Raw genomic sequence first — 17,252 nt, forward strand, 5'->3', positions numbered from 1 at the left:
ATGTGGACGCCGGCGGCCCACGGCTGCACCGAAGGATGTAGCCCGCGTTCCTCCACCGGCAGGACGAACCGGGCCCTCGCCCCCGGGACGCTGGGGACATGGCCGACACCCTCCTCGCATCCCGGGCGGACACGACCGCTGCCCGCCTGCCCCTGCTCGACGTCCTGCGCGGCGCCGCCATCCTCGGCACCCTCATGACCAACGTGTGGATCTTCGCCTCGCCCGGCTCCGAGTGGGGCGTCCTCCAGGGCGGCCTGGACCTGCCCGACCCGATCGACGATCCCTCCGCCGCCACCGTTGCCGAAACCGTCTTCCGCTTCCTGGCCGACGGGAAGTTCCTCTCCCTGCTGACGATCCTCTTCGGGGTGGGCCTGGCCATCCAGTACGACTCCGCCGCCCGCCGGGGCGAGCGGTGGCCCGGCCGCTACCCGCGGCGGGCCGCGTTCCTCTTCATCGAGGGGACCGTCCACTTCGTCCTGGTCTTCGCCTGGGACGTGCTGATGGGGTACGCCGTCACCGCGCTGCTGGTGGCCTGGCTGCTGGCCCGCTCCGAGCGGGTGCGGCGGGTCGCGATGTGGGTCGCGGCCGGGGTGCACCTGGCCCTGGTCGGCTTGCTGACGCTCGGGTACGTGGTCACGCCGGACTCCCCCGGGACCGTGGACCCCCGGGCCGTGCGGCTGTACGCGCACGGCAGCTGGGCCCAGCAGATCGGCTTCCGGCTCGACAACGCCCTCGCCCTGCGCATCGAACCCGTCTTCACCTTCGGGCTGCTGGTGTTCCTCTTCCTCCTCGGTGTCCGGCTCCACCGCGCCGGCGCCTTCGGCCCGACCGCCGGCGGGCGCCGGATCCGGGGCCGGATGGCCGCCTGGGGACTCGGCCTCGGACTGCCGCTGGGCATCGCCGCCGCGCTGGGCGGCACCGACTTCTTCGTCCTGGGCCGCTACGCCATCGCCCCGCTGGTCGCCGTCGGGTACATCGGCCTGATCGGCCGGGCCCTCGACCGCTTCGCCGTCCCCGGCGCGGGCGCCCTCGGCTCGGTCGGGCGCACCGCCCTGTCCTGCTACGTCGGCCAGAACCTGCTGTGCGTACTGCTCTGCTACGGCTTCGGGCTGGGGCTGGCCGGACGGTTCGCCGGGAGCGGGCCCTGGTGGGTGATGGGCCTGTGGGCGGCGGTGAGCCTGACCCTGGTCGCCGCGTCCCGGCTCTGGCTGCGGTACTTCGACCGGGGCCCGCTGGAGGCCGTACAGCACTGGGCGCTCAGGCCGCGCCGGTGACCTCGACGTCCAGCACGAACTCGTCGTACGGGGCCTCCTGCGGGTAGGGCGGGCGGATCTGCGCGAAGCGGATCCGGGCCCGCCCGCCGGGGCGGCGGCCCCGTACGGCGTACGTCCGGACCAGCGGAGCACCGGGCGGGACGGCCGCGGGCGGGTCCGGAACCACCGCCGCCCGTGGCCCTTCGGGCACCTCCGGCACCTCGGGCACCTCGGGCACTTCCGTGACGGAGACGGCGTCGGCGTTGCCGGTGACCTGCCAGGTCCACACGTACCCGCGCGCCCCGCGCCCGGTGAGCCGCAGCTCGTACGACTCTCCCGCGGCGAGGGTGATCCCGCGTACTTCCACCGGCTGCCTCCCTGGTCCGTCACGCCGGGCCGATCACCGCCCCCTCGTGCCAGCCCGCGCCGTCGCGCCAGTAGTGCTGGAGCAGGCGGTCCGTGCGCAGGACGACGACCTCCAGGTTGAACCCGAAGCTGCCCTGGAGCATCCCGGTGACCGCGAGCACGTCGTGCCCGAAGACGGCGCCGCGGGCCCAGGGGGCGCCGGCCGCGTTCCCCCGCCACCAGTGCTCGACCCGGCCGTCGGCGCGGGCCACGCACAGCTCGTAGTTCCCGGCGGTGTCCTCGTCGGCGGCCCCGTACGGGCCCTCGATCATGCAGGGTGCCGAACGGACGCCGCCGCCGAAGACCTCCCCGGCCCGCCAGACGAAGCCGTTGGGGTCGTCGCGCCACCACAGCTGCATCCGGCCGTCGGTGCGGGCGGCGACCAGGTCGAGGGTCCGGGAGCGGGTCTGGACGAGGGCGGGGCCGCAGTGCGCGATGCCGGAGGCGAAGCGGCCGCCGTCGTGCCAGGTCCAGGGGGCGCCGTTGATCCGCCACCAGTGGTTGAGGCGGCCGTCGGCGGTGCGGACCACCACCTCGAAGTTGCCCGGGCTGCCGTAGTCGCTCTGGATGAACGCCGGGGTCGAGCCGATGGCCGCGTCCCCGGGGCCGAATGCGCCGCCGTCGCGCCAGACGCCGAAGGCCTGCTCGTAGTACCAGTGGCGCAGCCGGCCGCCGGTGGTGACGTGCAGGGACTCCATGTTGCGGTTGTAGGTGCTGCCGGTGAAGGCGGGCTGGCCGGAGGCGTCGGAGGCGAAGGTCCCGGCCCGGGACCAGGCGAAGGGGGCGTCGCCCTCGCGCCACCAGTGCTGGAGCCGGCCGCCGCCCGCGGTGGCCGCCATCTCGAAGTTGCGGTGGGCCCGGCCGTTGCCGCTCTCGTAGACGCTGCCCGCGTGCAGGCGGCGCTTGCTCCAGGGGTCCACGTTGGTGCCCCGCAGACCGCACTTGGCCCAGTGGTCGATGTTGGCCTCGCCGTAGGCGATCCGGCCGTAGCCGCCGACGTGGTAGCCGGTCCCCCAGGAGTTCTTGAACAGCCAGCAGCCGGCCGTGTCGTCGTAGCCGACCACCAGGACGCAGTGGCCGCCCGCGAGCCGCTCGCTGGTGCGGTGGTAGACGCCGGAGCCGAGCCCGAAGAAGTCGTCGTAGACGTCGAAGCAGGCGGTGAGCGGGCCGACCGTGTCCAGCCACACCTTCTGCTGCTCGACGTCGCCGAGGCGTACGTAGTCGGTGATGCGGACGGTGCGGCCCGAGCGGTCCCAGCCGGGCGTGTACTCGGCGCGCCAGGCGTCGCGCCGCTCGGCGGGCAGACCGGGGGGCGGGGGGCTGTACGGCAGGCAGTCCGGGTCGGCGAGACCGCCGTTGTCCCTGATCCAGTCGAGCGCGGTCTCCGGGTTGCCGCCCTGCCCGCAGGTGGACTTCAGGCCGCCGTGGACGTCGCCCTCGGAGCGCGCGGCCCATACGTCGTGCTCGATCCGGGCCATCGATTCGACGAGCCCGGCCGCGACGAAGGCCCAGCAGGCGGCGCACGGGTTCTGGTCCTTGACCTTCGTCAGCCAGGGCCGGCCCCACCGGTCGCGCCAGTCGACGGCGGCGGGCCGGCCGGGGCGGCCGCCGGCCGTTCCCGGGAGCAGCCCGTGGGCGGCGCGGCGCCGGGTCAGGTGCGGGTTGCCGCTCGGTCTCCCCACGAGCGCCCGCAGGTCCACCGGACCCGCCTCCGCGGCGGGCGTCAGGTTCGGCCCCGGCTCCAGCCCGAGCGCGGGCCGCGGCAGGGGGTCGCCGTCCGACAGGTGCTCGCTGACGCTCCACCGCGCCCCGAGCCCCGCGAGCCGCGCCCGCAGCTCCCCCACCGTCTGGACAGACTCCTCCTGCATCCCCGGCCCCCCAGCTGCAACCTCGGTCATGAGCCCGGGGAGCGTCTCCCCGGCGCATTGCCCCGTCAAGGGGGGCCGCGCGGTCGCGCGGTGGCACGGGGGTCGTACGCGGGTTCGCCCCCGGGGCGGGCGCGACGGCGGAGCGGCGGGGCGGCGCGAGGGGGCGCAGCCCCGGAAGCGGGGGGTTCGGGGCTGCGCCCCGGAAGGCGTCCAGGGCACACCCCGGAAGCGGGCCCAGGGCGCAGCCCCAGAGGCGCGGCCGGCGGGCGCTACGGGGAACCGGCACCCGGAGCACACCCCCGGAACGGGGGGCCCGGGCGCAGCCCCAAGCCAGGGCCCGGGGGCAGCCCCGGAAGCGGGGGTCCGGGACGGAGACCCGAAGCGGGGTCTTGGGGCGCAGCCCCGGAACGGGGGTCCGGGGCGCTGCCCCGGAAGCAGGCCCCCCGGGGCGCAGCCCCGAAGCGGGGTCCGGGGGCGCAGCCCCGGAGCCGGGTCCGGGGGCGCAGCCCCGGGGAACGGTGGAAGGGCGGGGCGGGGAGCAGCTCCGCGCAGCGGGACGCAGCCCCGGAACGGACCCGGGGGCGCAGCCCCGAAACCGGGGTCCCGGGGCACAGCCCCGAAACCGGGTCCGGGGCGGAGCCACGGGGAACGGTGGAAGGGCGGGGCGGGGAGCAGCTCCGCGCAGCGGGACGCAGCCCCGGAACGGACCCGGGGGCGCAGCCCCGGAGCCGGGTCCGGGGCGGAGCCACGGGGAACGGCGGGAGGGGGCGGGGCGGGGAGGGGCTCCGCGCAGCGGGCCGGGGCGGCGGCGTCAGCGCGGCAGCGGTTGGCCGCCGATGCCCGGGGCCCCCGCGAGCTGGGCCCGCCACCACGCCTCGGCCTCGCCCCGGCTCATCCGCGCCCAGTCCGGGGTCCGTTCCACCTGGGCCCGCCCCAGCCGGCGTGCCAGCGCGACCAGTTCCCGGCCGGCGGGCCCCCTGGCCGCCCGGTAGGCCCGCAGCAGTTCCTCCCACGTGTCCGCCCCGGCCCACGCGGCCCCGAAGGCGGTGGCGTCCTGGAGCGCCTTGGCGGCGCCGCTGGTGTTGTGCGGGCGCACCACCGTGGCCGCGTCCCCGGCGAGCAGGAGCCGGCCGGCGGTGGTGTTCGCGGTCTCCAGGTCGTAGATGGGCTGCACGAAGGTGTCCGCCGGGTCGGTCAGCGCCAGGGCCCGGCCCCAGTACGGCGGGAACTCCCGCTCCAGCAGGGCCCGCAGGTGCTCCAGCAGGCGCGGGGTGAGCGCGCCCGGCGGGAAGCTGGTCGGGTCGTCGAAGCGCAGCTGTCCGTCCCGCGGGGGCGACGCGTAGAGCACCCAGTTCACGCGCGGCCCGCCGGGACCGGGGATGCGGTAGACGACGCAGCTCCCGCCGGGGTAGCACACCGTGGTCACCGCGTCGGGGTGCGAGCCGTCGCCCGCCAGTGCGGCCGCGTCGAAGTTGCCGCGCCAGCACACGTACCCGGCGTAGCGCGGCCGTGCTCCCGGCGCCACCGCCTCCCGGACCACCGACCGGTACCCGTCCGCGCCGACGGCCAGGTCGTACCGCTCGACGGAACCGTCCCCGAGCCGCACCTCGGCCGCGTCCGCGTCCCCGGCCACGCCCGCGACGGTCACGCCCTGCCGGTACACGACCTCCCGCGGCGTCGCCTCGCGCAGCCCGCGCCACAACAGCCCCCAGTGGTACGAGTGGAACGGGAACGGCTGCTCCCAGACGAGCCGTCCGCCGGGCCCGGCCCCGGCGTCGCGCACCACCCACCGCCGCCGCAGCAGCCGGTGCGCGGGGATTCCGCCGGGCAGCGCCCCGGCGGCGGACAGCTCGGCGGCGCGTTCGTCGTGCACGCACAGTCCGAGCCCCCGGTCCGCGAGCCGCCCGCGCGTGCGCTCCAGTACGACGACCCGCGCGGCCCCGGCCCGTACCGCCGCCGAGGCGAAGGCGCACCCGGCGATGCTCCCGCCGACCACCGCGACCGTTCCGCCCCGCATGACCGCCCCCTGCCGCCGCCGAGTCGCACTGGGCGACCAGCCTACTGAGCGGACCGCGCCGCGGCGGGCGTTAGCGAAACGTCAGCGGTACGTCAGCGGCGGCGAGCAGCATGAACCGGGTCGCCGCGGCTCAGGAAGGACTGCGGCGACGCCCGATCGGATACTCGATCACCTTCGGAGCGGGACGCGGCGCCCCCCTTGCCCCGTCCCGCTCCGACGCGTCCCCCGACGCCTCCCGCACCACCCCCCGTACCGCGCCCCGCCGTCCACCGGGCGGAGCAGAGGCGGCGGTCCTAGGCTGGGTACGTTGTCGCCTTGTCGCGACCTCGGGGTCTCGGGTTCCTCGGACGACAGGAGGCCGTGCCATGACGCCGACCGCCCGTATCCGGCTGCGCCGGGCCTGCACGGCCGTGACCGCCGCCGGTGTGCTCATCGCCCCGGTCGCCGCGGGCCCCGCGTACGGGACGTCCGCCCCGGGCCGGACCGCCGCCGCGGCGCCCGCCGTCCCCGACGCGCGATCCGCGCCCTCGCCGGACGCCGGCCGGGACTTCCCCGAACTCACGCCCGCGGTCGCCGCGAAGCTCGACGCGGCGATCCGGGACACCCTGCGCGAGGCGAAGGTGCCCGGCGTGATCGTGGGGCTGTGGGCGCCGGGCAAGGGCAGCTACGTCAGGACGTTCGGGGTGGCCGACAAGGAGAGCGGCGCGCCGATGCGGACCGACTTCTACACCCGCATCGGCAGCCAGACCAAGACCTTCACCGTCACCGCCCTGCTCCGGCTGGTCGACCAGGGCAAGGCGGGACTGGACGACCCCATCGGCACGTATGTCTCCGGCGTGCCGAACGGCGACCGCATCACCCTGCGCGAGCTGGCCGGCATGCGCAGCGGTCTCTTCAACTACAGCGAGGACGAAGAGTTCGGCAAGGCGCTCACCACCGGCGGCACGCGTCCCTTCACCCCGCGGCAGCTGCTGGACTACTCGTTCGGGCACCCGGTCCAGTTCGAGCCGAACGCGAAGTTCCAGTACTCCAACACCAACCTGATCCTGCTGGGCCTGGTCATCGAGAAGGTCACCGGTCAGCCGCTCCAGCGGGTCATCAGGGAGCAGGTCATCGAACCGGCGGGGCTGCACCACACCCTCTTCCCCACGAACGCGGACTTCCCCGAACCGCACGCGCAGGGCTACACCGACCAGTCGGCCTCCGGCGACATCGTCGACTCGACCGACTGGAACCCGTCCTGGGCGTGGGCGGCGGGCGCGATGATCTCCACCATGGAGGACCTGCGCAGCTGGGCGAAGACCCTGGCCACCGGCACCCTCCTGAAGCCCGCGACACAGGCGGAGCGCCTGAAGACCACCTCCGCCGGCATTCCCGGCGCCGGCTACGGCCTGGGCATCTTCGACGTCCAGGGCTGGATCGGCCACAACGGGTCGCTCCCGGGCTACGAGAGCCTCGGCGTCTACCTCCCGGAGGAGCGGGCGACCCTCGTCGTCATCCTCAACACCGACGTCCTGCACGACGGTCAGGAACCGAGCACCCTCTTCGGCGAGGCGATCACCGGCATCGTCACTCCGGACCACGTCTACCCGGGCCACGAGCCGACCGCCCCGCGGCACGACTGACCCCACGGCACCATCCGGCGGAGCGGCGCGGGCTCTCAGGACGCGCGGTACCCGGCGAGGATCCGCTCGGCGATGCGGGTCAGGCCGAGGTCGAGCCGACGGAAGTACGTGGCGCGGCTCAGGTGCAGGCGGTGCGCCACGCCCACGTGGTCGGCGCGGCGGCGTACGTAGTAGGCGTCCAGGATCCGTCCCGCCTGGGCGGTGGGCGGGTCGTCGGAGGCGATCAGCTCCGTGATCGCCTCGGCCAGCGCCCCGCGCAGCCCCTGCGGGGTCGCGGTGGCGACCGTCGCCAGCAGGGCGCTCCGGGCCAGGCGTGCCGGCTCGTGGAGGGCCTCCAGCGCCTTGCGGACCTCGGCCGCGCACCACCGCAGGTCCGGCGGTACGGGCCCGGCCGGACCGGTGGCGGCGACGCGGCCCAGCCATGCGGCGAGGCCGTCGGGGGTGGGGAACGCCAGCTCGTGGATCTCCGCGCTCGGCCCGCCGTCGGAGGGCTCGTGGCGGGCCGTGCCGACGAAGCCGAAGCCGAGCCTGCGCACCAGTCGCTGGTAGTCCGGCGAGGGCGTGGCGACCACCATCCGCCGCTGCCCGATGCCCTCGGCCAGGATCCGGCGCAGCAGTGCGGCGTGCGCGCCCGGGTGTCCGTCCTCGCACGCCGCCATCCCAATGAACGCCCCGGCGGCCCCGTCGCCCCCGGCCGCCAGCCGGTCGGTGTGCTGGCGGGTCACCGGCTCGATCACCGCCAGCGCCCGGTCGGTGAGCAGCGGTGTGTAGCTCATGCCCACCGGCCGGTCGTCCGGGTCGCACACCACGCGGAACCCCTCGGGGGTGTGCCGGAGCCAGCCGTCGAGCAGCCGGCCGGTACGGACGGTGCTGTGGCCGCCGCCGCGCGCCCACTGGTGGGCCAGCGCGGCGATCCGCTCGTGGTCGCCGGGCCGGGCCTCTCGTACGACGGGCACGTCCGGCGCGGGCGGGAACAGCGCGCTCCGGACGACCGGGTCGTCGGTCAGGTACAGCGAATGCACCGCGAGGGCCCGTCGGCGGCGGTCGTCGGCGGTGGCGTCCAGCAGGCGGAGGTTGCGGGAAGCGGCCCGCGTGATCGCGGCGCGGTGCGCGACCGGGCGGCGCCAGCGGTACCGGAGGTCGAGGAGGGTGCGGAACGGTTCGACGACCGTCGGCCCGCATTCGGTGACCGTGATCAGCGCGAGGTCGGTGAGCGCGGCGAACCAGTCCTGCCCGTCCGGTGGTTCGACCAGGCCGGCCAGCAGTTCCTCGTCCCCGCGGCCCACGGCGGCCAGCGCTTCGAGTACGTGGGACAGGTGCCGGTCCAGGGGGACTTCGGCCAGGACCTCGCGCAGCGCCCGGTCGGCGACGGCTCCGGGCACGTCGGGCGGGGTCGGCGCGAGCAGCGCGCGGCTGAGCCCGCCCGCGACCAGGGGCAGCCCCCCGGCCAGCGCGACCACCAGGTCGAGCCCGGCGGTGACGCCGAGCGCGACGGCCAGGTCGCGGACCTCTCCGTCCGTCCACCGCGGGACCGGGACCGTCGACGTGCCGGGTAACGGGTGTCCGCTGGCGAGCACGACGTGCACCCCGGGCCCCGCCCGGCGGAGTTCGTCGCGCAGCACACCCATGAAGCCCGGCGCGTCGGCGTCGTCCACGTGGACGACGGGCCGCGCGCCGCCGGACGCCTCGCGCAGGGCGGCCCTCAGGTCGTCCCTCGGGTCGTCCCGCCGGGCCCTGACGACCGGCAGCCCGTCCGCGAGTCCGGCCAGCAGGGTGCTCTTCCCGGACCCGAAGGGTCCGACGACGTCGACCACGACGCCCCGCCCCGCCCCCGCGAGGAGCGCCGTCACCGCGTCCCTGACGGCCGCTTGCCCGGCGTTGGCTAACGCGGGCTCGGCTGGTGCTGTTCCCATGTGGCGGCCCCCGCCCCTCGGTCACCGGCTCGGCACGGACCCGTGGAGCACGGTCCGGGCTGACGATGATAGGAGCGGGACAGCCGCGGACGAGGGTGTTCCGGCTGCCCCGGGAGGCCTGCCCCGGGAGGCCTGGCCCGTGTCGGCCGGGGCCTCCCGGAGCGGTCCTTCACCCCCCGACGTCACTCACCGCAGATGTAGACGTGCACCACCGTGCCGTCGGAGTACCGGATCCACCCGCCGTACCGGCAGTCGGCGGCCTGGGCCACCTGGGCGGTGCCCGCGTCGGCCGCCAGTACGACCTTCCCCGACGTCCCGGCCGGAGTGGGCGCCGCCGAAGCCGGAACCGCGGCGAACATCAGCGCGCCCAGGCCGACCGCTCCCCCGAGCAGTGCCGTACGAATCCGTCGCATCATGTTTTCCCCTCACTATCCCCGACACCCTCGCGGGTGGGCCTCTGCCCCCTTGCGTCAGAGGCGGACTCCACCGACGTTACGAGCGGCAAGGCCGCCCGAAGTCTCACGGACGTCTCAAAGGGCGAGGGCCCGAACGCCCGGGGCCTTCCCGCCGGTTCCCTCCGCCCCCCTCCGGCCGCACACCGGTACCGTGCGGCCGGGGCGGGCTCCCGGGGCGGGCTCCCGGGGCCCGTATAGGGTCCCCGTATGGATGGCTGGACGGCGCCGAGTGCGATCGAGAGGGAGCTGTACGAGGCGAAGCGGCGCGGCGACTGGTCCGCGTACCTGGACGCCCTCGCCCGCGCCGAGCTGTTCCTGCCCCAGCCCAGGGCCCAGGTCGACGCCGATCCGCGGGCGGCCCGCTTCCACCCCGGCCCGGCCGGACTCGCCGTGTACACCCGGGGCGTGCTCCCCGTCCCGGACGCGCACACCGTGTTCCTGCGCCAGAGCCTCGCCTGGTTCGCGAACGCCTGGGACCACCGGGACCCCGCCCACCTCGCCGTGAACCCGGGCACGCCCGCCGAGGCGTACCTGACCACCACCCCCGCCGACCGGGCCCGCTGGCGCGCGCACTGGGACGCCGCGCCCACCTGGGGGCTCACCCCCGGCACCCTGCACGCCCTGCATACCGGCGGGCCGCTGCACGGTCCCGTCGCGCACGGGCTGGCCCTCGGGGCCCACCTCGCCGTGTCCAACGGGGAGTTCTGGAACGCCCTCGCCCACCACGGCAACGGCTACACCCACGAACGCGAACGCCTGCTCAAGGCGTGGGGCGTCACCGGCACCGCCGGCTGGCTGGAGGTGCTCCAGCGGATGCTGAACGCCGAGATCGTCAGCCCGGTCTGGGAGTACGCGCTGCGCGTGCGCCGCCTCCTCGCCTCCGACCTCGCCGGCCCCGTCGACGTCGAGCACTGGCGCCACGCCGCCGAGGCGAGCCTGCGGCGCGGCGCCGAGATCGCCGCCGAGCCGCAGCTCACCCCCGACGGGGTGACGGTCGCCGCGCCGCGCCCCGTCGCGGAGGTCGAGGGGGAGATCGCCGGGGTGCGGCGGCTCATCGGCCGGATAGCCCGCTACGAGCAGCGTTTCCGGGCCGACGGGCTGCTCCCCGAGGACGGCTGGGTGCGCTCGGTGCACGCCTGGGACCACGGCCGGGCCTCGCAGATGGCCCGCTGGGGCGTCGCCACCCGCTACGGCACCCTGGAGGACGCCGAACGCGCGGTGCTCCGGGCGGGCGCGGCCGCCCGGGGCGCGTACCGGTCGTGGGAGGAGTTCTCCGCCGGGTACGCGCTGGGGCGCTGCCTGCACTTCGACGAGGAGGAGTTCGGGCGCTGGTACGGCTCCTCGCTCGCCACCCACCTCACCCTGACCACCGATCCGGCGAGCCCGTACCGCAACATCCCCTGGGACTGAGCGACTTCGGGCAGTAGGCGTGGCCCCCAACGAGGCCCTCGGCGCCGTTACGAGCGCCAATTACCCTCCCCTCCATGACCCTTGCCCTGAACGATGCCGTACGCCGGCTCCTCGACTCCCCCCACCCCGCGGTGCTCTCCACCCTCAACCCCGACGGCAGCCCGCAGAGTTCGGTGGTGTGGGTCTCCCGGGAGGGTGACGACCTGCTCGTCTCCACCGAGCGCGGCCGCCGCAAGGAGCGGAACATCGCCCGCGACGCGCGGGTCGGCCTCACCGTCTTCGACCTCGCCAACCCGTACCTGTACGCGGAGATACGCGGCACCGCCACCGTCACCGAGGACACCGGCCGGACGGTCGCCGTCCGCATCGCCGAGGAGTACCTGGGCCCGGGCGGCGGCAAGGAGTACCAGGACGCCTCCGACGGAGCCGTACGCGTCGTCGTGCGCATCACCCCGTCCAAGGTGCTCGGCAACGCCGCGAAGGCCTGAGGCCCGACTACGCCTGCCGGCCCGGCTACGCCCGCCGGCCCGGCAGGCGCAGCGCCGGGATCACGGACAGCGCCAGCAGCACCGCCGCGGCTCCGTAGGCGAGGCGGAAGCCGGACGGGCCGGGGCCCGTTCCGCCGAGGAGGACGGAGAGCAGGGCCGTCCCCACGGAGGCCCACAGCTGGGAGTTGATGCTCAGGGCGGTGCTCGCCGCGGCCATCCGCCCGCCGGGCAGGTCACGGCTCGCGGTGGTCATCGCCGGCATCAGCACCATGCCGGAGCCGACGCCCATGACCACCGCCGCGCCGACCACCTGCCAGACCGGCGCGCCGGGGGTGCCGGTCAGCAGGGCCGACGCCAGCATGCCGAGGGCAGCCACCACCGCACCGGCGGTGATCAGGCCGCGCGGCGAGACCTTGTCGACGCGCCGCGAGGCGATCTGCATGACCAGGCCGACGGCGAGCCCGACGGGGGCGACGAGCAGCCCGGCCGTGCCGGCGCTCATGCCGCGCGCCTGCTGCCAGTACATCGGGGCCAGCAGCATCGACCCGAAGTAGCCGCAGGTGAAGAAGGCGAGGGTGGTGATCCCGGCGGCGAAGGTGCGGTCGCGCAGCAGCCGCAGGTCCAGCAGCGGCTCGCGGACCCTGAGGGCACGCCGGACGAAGCCCGCGGCGAGGGCCGCGCCGGCGAGGGTGGGCAGCAGCACGCCGGGGGCGGTGAAGTCGCCGCCCTCGCCGGCCCGGGTCAGCCCGAACAGCAGCAGGGCCAGTCCCGGGGAGAGCATCAGCAGCCCGGCGGCGTCCAGCCGGGGCGCCGACGCCGGGTCGGCGGGGCCGTCGGGCCGCAGGAGTTTCGCCGCGAGCAGCAGGGCGGCCGCTCCGACGGGCAGGTTGATCAGGAAGATCCACTGCCAGGGGGCGGAGTCGATCAGCCGGCCGCCGATCACCGGGCCGGCGACCGGTCCGACGAGGATCGGCAGCCCGAGCATGGCCATCGCCCGTCCCAGCCGGGCCCGGTCGGCGGTCCGCATGACCATGGTCATGCCGACGGGCATCAGCAGTCCGCCGCCCAGCCCCTGGAGGGCGCGGAAGGCGATCAGGCTGCCCGCGCTCCACGCGCAGGCGGCGAGCACGGAGCCCAGGGTGAAGAGGACGAGGGCGGTCAGGTAGGTGCGCTTGGCGCCGATCCGGCCCATGGCCCAGGCCGCGGCCGGTATGACGGCGGCCAGCGCGAGGGTGTAGGCGGTGGCGGTCCACTGGATGGTCTCCAGCGGGGCGTGGAAGGCGTCGGAGAGCCGGCCGAGGGCCACGTTGACGATGGTCATGTCGAGGACCGCCATCATCGAGCCGGTGATGACGACGGCGACGGTCTTCCCTAACGGCCCCGGTGCGGCGGGCGGGGCTTCGGGGCGGGCGGTGGAAGCGGAGGCGGGGGCTGCGGTCATGGTGTCCAGCTCCCTCAGGCCTCGTGGGGCCGCGTGGCGCGTGCCGTCCGCGGGGCCCGCCCGCGCCGGTCCGGACGTCCGGGCGGGTTCCCGGCGGGGCTCGGGGTGACGGCCGCGCGCAGCGGCTCGTCCGGGGCTGTTTCGGCGGCAGACATGATGATCTCCCTTGGACAGCGGAGTGCCGCCCGGTGCGGCCTCCACCCCGGTAAGCTACAACGAGCGTTGTAAGTACTGCAACGCTCGTTGTAAAAATGGAGGAGGCAGGCGTGGCCGCCAGCGACGGCACCCGGACAGAAGACGTACAGCGCGACGTCCCGCCGCGAAAGCTCGCGAAGCGGATCGCCCTGGCGAAAGCGGCCTGCCCCCTCTTCGGCCGCGAGGGGTACGCGCGCGCCTCCGTCGACGCGCTCGCCGAGGCCGCCGGCGTCTCCACCCGGACCCTCTACAACCACTTCCCCGGGGGCAAGGCGGAGCTCTTCGCCACCGTCGTCACCTGGACCTCGGGCGAGGTGCGCGACGCCCACACCGCGAAGGTGCGCGCCCTGCTCGACCCCGCGCGGCCGCCCCACCCGGACCATCTGGAACGCGATCTGACGGCCCTCGCCCGCGCGCTGGTCCGCACGATGTTCGAGCACTCCGACCACTTCGCGCTGGTCCGGCACATCCACGCCGAGGTCAACCACGTGCCCGCCGAGGTGCTGGAGGCGTGGAAGGACGCCGGACCGCGCCCGGTCGCCCGCGCCCTCGCCGAGGCCATGGAGGGCCTCGCCGCCGCCGGGCTGATCGACGTCCACGGCGACGCCGAACTGGCGGGCACCCACTTCACGGCACTGTCCGCGCAGCAGATCGTGCAGGAGTCCCACTACGGCCTCCTGCCCCTGTCCGATGAGGAGACCGACCGGCTGCTGACCGGCGGGGTCTCGGCCTTCCTGCGCGCCTACCGGGCCGGATGACGACCCCCGCCCGGACCGGGTCTAGGGCAGGACTGGACGGACCCGCGACCAGGCGTCCAGCGCCACCGCCGACGGATCGCCGTCCACCAGGTACGGCCGGGCGGCGCCCGTCCACCGCAGCAGGATCTTCAGGTGGCGCAGGTGCACGATCTCCGCGCGCGGCAGCTCGCGCCAGACGCGCGCCCGCGCGGCAGCCTGCTCCGGAGTGAGGTCGACGAGCGCGAGCGACTCCCGGCACACCGCGGCGGGGTCGCCGCCCGGGCCGGGCCCGAACTCCCGGAGCAGGTAGCCGCGTACGAAGGCCAGCTCGATCCCCCGGACCAGATCGGACGCGCCCTCCGCCGCCGCGCAGCGGTACGCCGCCGCCTGCGCCACCCGGCCCCAGCGCAGCCGCGTCGCGTCCGGCAGCAGCGCGTCCCGCATCCCGCCCACCGCGAGGCCGCGCAGGGTGCGCGGGCGCGGCTCGTCCGTCAGCGGCGGCCCGGTGGCCAGCCAGGCCTCCAGCTCCGCCAGGCCGTGCCCGTCGGGCGGTACGCAGGTCAGCACCTGGCCGCGGCTCAGCAGCGCGACGGCGGCGCCCGCGAGGCGGACCCGCGCGGTGTGCCCGGCGTCGAAGGAGCCGACGTCGCGCCCGTACCGCTCTATCGCACGCAGCCAGACCCGCGACTGCCCGGCCGCGTACACCTGTCCGGCCCGCGCCACCCCGCCGACGCACCGTACGAGACACACCCCACCGGTGACGTCGGCCTCCTCCACGTCGTACACCTGCAACTCGGCGATCGGCATCCCGGGAGGCTACCGCCTCAGTTCCCGGGCGGAGCCTCCAGGACGAGACGGATCTCGGTGACCTCGTAGCCGGCCCGGTCGAAGGCCGCGGCCATCGGCAGGTTGACGGTGTCGGTGGTCGCCGTGACGCGCTCGGCGCCCTCGGAGGCGTGGAAGCGGGTGATCTCGGCGAGGACCTCGTCGATCAGGCCCTTCCCGCGCTGCTCGGGGACGATCCCCAGATAGCCGACGTTGCGGTGGTAGGGGGTCGCGGAGGGCAGGGCCATCCCGGCGAGGGTGCCGTCGGGGAGGTGGGCCAGGCGCCACCAGGAGCGCTCGCCGGGGCAGTCGCGGTAGAACTCGAAGTCCTCGCGGGCCAGTTCCTCCTCGCTCATGCTGTCGAGTTCGTGCCGGGTGGCCAGGTCGAGGCTGCCGCGCGAGAGCCGGGCGAAGACGTCGAGGAACTCCTCGTCGCTCCCCTCGCGGAAGACGAGTCGGCCCGTCGGCTCCGCCGTCCCGGCGGCCGGGGTCCACTCGTAGCGCAGCCGCTCGATCTCCCGCGTCAGTCCGGCCCGGTACGCGGCCTCCTGCCGCCACGCCACCGCGGCGGCCAGGCCGGGGTCGGCGCGCCAGCCGCGCGGCAGGGAGACGTTGTAGCCCGGGCGCTTTCCGAAGGCGGCGTGACCGGCCTCCAGCAGCGCGGCGGCCAGGGCGGCCGGGTCGGCGACCGTGCCGGCGACCTGGAGGCAGTCGAGGGCGACTGGCCGCTCGCTGTCGGCGCGCCCCCACCACAGGGCGCGGGCCAGCACCCGGCCGTCCGCGTCCTCGGCGGACCAGGTCCACTCGGGGCGCATCCGGTTCGCCGCGAACTCCTCGCGGATCCGGTCGGGGGTGAGGGCGGCGACGGGGCCGTCGGCCGGGTGGGCCAGGGCGCGGTCGAGGTCTGCGGGGTCTGCTGTGGCAGCGCGAAATCTCATCAGCCAGATGATCACACCGGCGCATGGCTTTGGCCAGGGGTTTCCCGCCGGCCGGGGCCCGACGCCCGACGGCCGGTCCCCCGGGAGGGGACCGGCCGTCGGCGGGTGCCGGCGCGTGCGCCGCGGGCGGGCGGCACGGGCCGCGACCGGGCCGCTCACGGCCCGGTCGTGTGCGCTACGACCAGGTGATCAGCCGGCGCGGGTGTTCCAGGACCGCCGCGATGTCGGCGAGGAACTTGGAGCCGAGCTCGCCGTCGATGAGCCGGTGGTCGAACGACAGCGCCAGGGTGGTGACCTGACGCGGCTTCACCTTGCCCTTGTGGACCCACGGCTGGAGCTTGATCGCGCCGACCGCGAGGATCGCGGACTCGCCGGGGTTCAGGATGGGCGTACCGGTGTCGACGCCGAAGACGCCCACGTTGGTGATGGTGAGGGTGCCGTTCTGCATGTCGGCCGGGGAGGTCTTGCCCTCGCGGGCCGTGGCGACCAGCTCCGACAGGCCCGTCGACAGTTCCGCCAGGCTCTTGGCGTGGGCGTCCTTGATGTTCGGGACGATCAGGCCGCGCGGGGTGGCCGCCGCGATCCCCAGGTTGACGTAGTGCTTGAGCACGATCTCCTGGGCCGCCTCGTCCCAGGAGGCGTTGACCTCCGGGTTGCGGCGGACGGCGATGAGGACGGCCTTGGCGATCAGGAGCAGCGGGTTGATCCGCAGACCGGCGAGGTCCGGGTCCTCCTTCAGCTCCTGGACCAGCTTCATCGTGCGCGTCACGTCGAGGGTGATGAACTCCGTGACGTGCGGCGCGGTGAAGGCGGAGCCGACCATGGCCTGGGCGGTGACCTTGCGGACGCCCTTGACCGGGATACGGGTCTCCCGTGCTCCCGCCTCGAACGCCGGCACCGTCCCGGCCGTGGCCGTGGCCGGTGCGGGGGCCGCCGCGGGCGCTGCCGCCGGGGCCGTCACCGGGGCTGCCGCCTGCGGGGCCAGCGCGGCCGCCGCGGCGGCGTGCACGTCCTCCCGCGTCACGACCCCGCCGTCGCCGGTGGGGACCACCGCGGCCAGGTCGATGCCGAGGTCCTTGGCGAGCTTGCGCACGGGCGGCTTCGCCAGCGGACGCTCCGCCGACGGCACCGCGGTGCCGTTCTGCGGGACGGCGGCCGGGGCTGCCGGGGCCTGGGCGGCGGCGGGGGCCGGCTGCGCCGGAACCACGGCCGGAGCGGCGGCGGGCGCCGCGGGCGCGGCCGGGGCGGCCGTGCCGTTCTGCCCGGCGACGGCGGCCGCGGGGGCCTTGCGCGGGCGGCGCTTGGTCGAGGCCTGGGAGACCCCGTAGCCGACCAGCACGGGCTGGCGGGCCGCGGCCGCCGGCTCCTCGGCGGCCTCCGGGGCGGCAGCGGCTGCCGCCGCCGGGGCCTCGGCCGCGGTGCCCGCCGGGTCACCGGTCTCGACGGAGATGATGACCTGGCCGACGTCGACCGTCACGCCCTCCTCGAAGAGCAGCGCGTGCACCACCCCGTCGAAGGGGATCGGCAGCTCGACGGCCGCCTTCGCCGTCTCCACCTCGCAGACGACCTGCCCGTCGGTGACCGTGTCACCCGGCTGGACGTACCACTTGAGGATCTCGGCCTCGGTGAGGCCCTCGCCCACGTCGGGCATCTTGAATTCGCGGATCGTCATGGCGGGGCTC

15 protein-coding genes are annotated in these 17,252 nt (G+C 75.6%); 5 read left to right on the forward strand and 10 right to left on the reverse strand.

What is annotated here, in order from left to right; translation table 11 throughout:
• Positions 1-98: 98 nt before the first annotated feature.
• Positions 99-1,274 carry a DUF418 domain-containing protein gene (locus tag ACZ51S_RS09770; protein ID WP_468475092.1) on the forward strand — a complete coding sequence of 392 codons (1,176 nt, stop codon included), beginning with the start codon at positions 99-101 and terminating at the stop codon, positions 1,272-1,274.
• Here the strand turns inward: ACZ51S_RS09770 and ACZ51S_RS09775 are convergent.
• The 3 genes from ACZ51S_RS09775 to ACZ51S_RS09785 all read right to left on the reverse strand — a co-directional run bounded on the left by ACZ51S_RS09775 (position 1,258) and on the right by ACZ51S_RS09785 (position 5,543).
• Positions 1,258-1,620, reverse strand: coding sequence for a hypothetical protein (locus tag ACZ51S_RS09775; protein WP_468885563.1), 363 nt, complete (start codon positions 1,618-1,620; stop codon positions 1,258-1,260). The genes ACZ51S_RS09770 and ACZ51S_RS09775 overlap by 17 nt on opposite strands.
• Before the next feature lie 19 nt (positions 1,621-1,639).
• Positions 1,640-3,526, reverse strand: a complete 1,887-nt coding sequence (locus ACZ51S_RS09780) for a C1 family peptidase (protein ID WP_468960418.1) — start codon at positions 3,524-3,526, stop codon at positions 1,640-1,642.
• Positions 3,527-4,337: 811 nt separating this feature from the next.
• Entirely contained in the window at positions 4,338-5,543 is a 1,206-nt protein-coding gene (locus ACZ51S_RS09785) for an FAD-dependent monooxygenase (protein WP_468960420.1), read from the reverse strand.
• 365 nt (positions 5,544-5,908) lie between these two features.
• Here ACZ51S_RS09785 and ACZ51S_RS09790 point away from each other — a divergent pair, with 365 nt between their 5' ends.
• Positions 5,909-7,168 carry a serine hydrolase domain-containing protein gene (locus tag ACZ51S_RS09790; RefSeq protein WP_468475096.1) on the forward strand — a complete coding sequence of 420 codons (1,260 nt, stop codon included), beginning with the start codon at positions 5,909-5,911 and terminating at the stop codon, positions 7,166-7,168.
• Positions 7,169-7,203: 35 nt separating this feature from the next.
• Here ACZ51S_RS09790 and ACZ51S_RS09795 read toward each other — a convergent pair whose 3' ends face one another.
• Together ACZ51S_RS09795 and ACZ51S_RS09800 are read right to left on the reverse strand one after the other, a co-directional pair.
• Positions 7,204-9,081, reverse strand: a complete 1,878-nt coding sequence (locus tag ACZ51S_RS09795) for a hypothetical protein (protein WP_468801425.1) — start codon at positions 9,079-9,081, stop codon at positions 7,204-7,206.
• 182 nt (positions 9,082-9,263) lie between these two features.
• Complete coding sequence (locus tag ACZ51S_RS09800; protein WP_468475098.1) at positions 9,264-9,497, reverse strand: hypothetical protein; 234 nt, start codon at positions 9,495-9,497, stop codon at positions 9,264-9,266.
• Positions 9,498-9,743: 246 nt separating this feature from the next.
• On the opposite strand from ACZ51S_RS09800, the gene ACZ51S_RS09805 reads away from it, so the two are divergent.
• Complete coding sequence (locus tag ACZ51S_RS09805; protein WP_468475099.1) at positions 9,744-10,946, forward strand: DUF1266 domain-containing protein; 1,203 nt, start codon at positions 9,744-9,746, stop codon at positions 10,944-10,946.
• Between the two features lie 74 nt (positions 10,947-11,020).
• Positions 11,021-11,434 (forward strand): PPOX class F420-dependent oxidoreductase, encoded by a 414-nt coding sequence (locus ACZ51S_RS09810; RefSeq protein WP_468475100.1) that lies wholly within the window; start codon positions 11,021-11,023, stop codon positions 11,432-11,434.
• A gap of 25 nt (positions 11,435-11,459) precedes the next feature.
• On the opposite strand, the gene ACZ51S_RS09815 is transcribed toward ACZ51S_RS09810, so the two are convergent.
• Positions 11,460-12,875, reverse strand: a complete 1,416-nt coding sequence (locus ACZ51S_RS09815; protein WP_468960423.1) for a DHA2 family efflux MFS transporter permease subunit — start codon at positions 12,873-12,875, stop codon at positions 11,460-11,462.
• A gap of 14 nt (positions 12,876-12,889) precedes the next feature.
• A complete protein-coding gene (locus ACZ51S_RS09820; protein WP_468475102.1) occupies positions 12,890-13,030 on the reverse strand; it encodes a hypothetical protein in 141 nt (46 codons plus the stop codon).
• A 111-nt stretch (positions 13,031-13,141) separates the two neighbouring features.
• On the opposite strand from ACZ51S_RS09820, the gene ACZ51S_RS09825 reads away from it, so the two are divergent.
• Entirely contained in the window at positions 13,142-13,828 is a 687-nt protein-coding gene (locus ACZ51S_RS09825; protein WP_468475103.1) for a TetR/AcrR family transcriptional regulator, read from the forward strand.
• 21 nt (positions 13,829-13,849) lie between these two features.
• On the opposite strand, the gene ACZ51S_RS09830 is transcribed toward ACZ51S_RS09825, so the two are convergent.
• From ACZ51S_RS09830 to ACZ51S_RS09840, 3 genes are all read right to left on the reverse strand, one after another.
• Complete coding sequence (locus ACZ51S_RS09830; protein ID WP_468801432.1) at positions 13,850-14,614, reverse strand: hypothetical protein; 765 nt, start codon at positions 14,612-14,614, stop codon at positions 13,850-13,852.
• Positions 14,615-14,631: 17 nt separating this feature from the next.
• On the reverse strand, positions 14,632-15,570 hold the full coding sequence (locus tag ACZ51S_RS09835; protein ID WP_468475105.1) for a GNAT family N-acetyltransferase: 939 nt from the start codon (positions 15,568-15,570) through the stop codon (positions 14,632-14,634).
• Positions 15,571-15,745: 175 nt separating this feature from the next.
• Entirely contained in the window at positions 15,746-17,242 is a 1,497-nt protein-coding gene (locus ACZ51S_RS09840; protein WP_468960427.1) for a dihydrolipoamide acetyltransferase family protein, read from the reverse strand.
• Positions 17,243-17,252: the final 10 nt, after the last annotated feature.

The organism is Streptomyces sp. NPDC034043 (assembly GCF_055575675.1).

What these genes read in the sequence shown, in the direction of transcription:
- ACZ51S_RS09800 (WP_468475098.1), bottom strand. Translation starts at nt 9,497, where the DNA reads ATGATGCGACGGATTCGTACGGCACTGCTCGGGGGAGCGGTCGGCCTG.
- ACZ51S_RS09810 (WP_468475100.1), top strand. Translation starts at nt 11,021, where the DNA reads ATGACCCTTGCCCTGAACGATGCCGTACGCCGGCTCCTCGACTCCCCC.
- ACZ51S_RS09820 (WP_468475102.1), bottom strand. Translation starts at nt 13,030, where the DNA reads ATGTCTGCCGCCGAAACAGCCCCGGACGAGCCGCTGCGCGCGGCCGTC.
- ACZ51S_RS09815 (WP_468960423.1), bottom strand. Translation starts at nt 12,875, where the DNA reads ATGACCGCAGCCCCCGCCTCCGCTTCCACCGCCCGCCCCGAAGCCCCG.
- ACZ51S_RS09835 (WP_468475105.1), bottom strand. Translation starts at nt 15,570, where the DNA reads ATGAGATTTCGCGCTGCCACAGCAGACCCCGCAGACCTCGACCGCGCC.
- ACZ51S_RS09780 (WP_468960418.1), bottom strand. Translation starts at nt 3,526, where the DNA reads ATGCAGGAGGAGTCTGTCCAGACGGTGGGGGAGCTGCGGGCGCGGCTC.
- ACZ51S_RS09805 (WP_468475099.1), top strand. Translation starts at nt 9,744, where the DNA reads ATGGATGGCTGGACGGCGCCGAGTGCGATCGAGAGGGAGCTGTACGAG.
- ACZ51S_RS09830 (WP_468801432.1), bottom strand. Translation starts at nt 14,614, where the DNA reads ATGCCGATCGCCGAGTTGCAGGTGTACGACGTGGAGGAGGCCGACGTC.
- ACZ51S_RS09840 (WP_468960427.1), bottom strand. Translation starts at nt 17,242, where the DNA reads ATGACGATCCGCGAATTCAAGATGCCCGACGTGGGCGAGGGCCTCACC.
- ACZ51S_RS09785 (WP_468960420.1), bottom strand. Translation starts at nt 5,543, where the DNA reads ATGCGGGGCGGAACGGTCGCGGTGGTCGGCGGGAGCATCGCCGGGTGC.
- ACZ51S_RS09795 (WP_468801425.1), bottom strand. Translation starts at nt 9,081, where the DNA reads ATGGGAACAGCACCAGCCGAGCCCGCGTTAGCCAACGCCGGGCAAGCG.
- ACZ51S_RS09790 (WP_468475096.1), top strand. Translation starts at nt 5,909, where the DNA reads ATGACGCCGACCGCCCGTATCCGGCTGCGCCGGGCCTGCACGGCCGTG.
- ACZ51S_RS09770 (WP_468475092.1), top strand. Translation starts at nt 99, where the DNA reads ATGGCCGACACCCTCCTCGCATCCCGGGCGGACACGACCGCTGCCCGC.